This is a genomic window from Pseudomonas citronellolis, from assembly GCF_029335315.1.
Lineage (GTDB): Bacteria > Pseudomonadota > Gammaproteobacteria > Pseudomonadales > Pseudomonadaceae > Pseudomonas > Pseudomonas citronellolis_A.
Genome location: NZ_JARJLT010000319.1, coordinates 1 through 1266 on the forward strand (window position 1 = coordinate 1; position 1266 = coordinate 1266).

A 1266-nucleotide genomic window follows, 5' to 3' on the forward strand; every position below is an offset into this window, starting at 1 on the left:
GTACCGCAAAAAAGAACGGCGATCTGGTTAAAGATGTTTGTGCGACCAAACCTCTAAACCAGCACCGCCGTTCTGATGCCGAATGCTACTGCTTTCCCTCCGTTTTGGGAGGGGTTTTCTGTTGTCTCCATCGATTCTGACGCCAACACCCTGCAGGTCGAATTGGAGCCTGACCCGTGGCATTTGCCCCGCTGCGGCCATTGCCAACAACCCTGTTCGTCAGTCCATGAGTACTGCACGCGCCGCATCCGCGATCTGCCGATACTGGGGCGCCCGGTTTTGCTGCAGGTTCGTTTGCGGCGGCTGTCCTGCTCCCGTTGCGGTCGGTGCGTGGAGTGGATCAGTTGGTTGCAGCGCCGTGCCCGTGTGACGCGGCGCCTGGCCGACGCCGTGGCGCAGTGGTGCACACGGCTGCCAACCCGGCATGTGGCCGAGATGTTTGGCTTGCATTGGAGCACCGTGCGCTTGCTTGAGCGGCGTGCCCTCGAGGCGAAGCTGATCACGCTCCCGGCACCGCAACCCAAGCGTCTGGTGATGGATGAGTTCGCCCTCTACAAGGGGCATCGCTACGCCAGCGTGGTGCTGGATGCCGAGACTCGGCGCGTCCTGTGGATCGGCGAGGGACGCAGCCGCGAGGCGATTCGGCCGTTCTTCGAGCAACTGGGAGCGGCCGGCTGTGCTCGTATCGAAGCCGTGGCCATGGACATGAACACCGCCTTTGACCTGGAAGTCCGCCAGCACTGCCCCAAGGCCCGGGTGGTGTATGACCTGTTCCATGTGGTGGCGAAATACGGCCGGGAAGTCATCGACCGCGTGCGCGTGGATGAGGCCAATCGATTGCGCCACGACAAGCCGGCACGGCGAGTGATCAAGCAGGCGCGCTGGCTACTGCTGCGTAACCCGGAAAACCTGCGCCGCCCCGAGCAGCAAATCCACCTGCAGGATCTGCTCAACGCCAACCGCACGCTGATGACCGTTTACCTGATGAAGGCCCAGCTCAAAACGCTATGGACGGCAGGCCGCGCCTGGCAGTGGCGAACGGCCTGGCGGCAATGGCTCAGGCATGCCCAGGAAAGCCAGATCCCGGCACTGATGCAATTTGCCAAACGCCTGAGCCGCTACTGGCGCGGCATCCTCAGCCGTGTGCGCTGGCCCATGCACACCGGGCAGCTGGAAGGCATCAATAACCGAATCAAGGTAATCAAGCGGATGGCCTACGGATACCGGGACAGCGAATTTTTCTTCATGAAAATCAAAGCCGCCTTC

At 61.9% G+C, this 1266-nt stretch carries 1 protein-coding gene; it reads left to right on the forward strand.

The features are described from left to right. Positions 1 to 75 precede the first annotated feature (75 nt). Positions 76 to 1266: ISL3 family transposase (locus P3W75_RS23795; RefSeq protein WP_276229776.1), on the forward strand; the 1191-nt coding region annotated here is incomplete at its 3' end.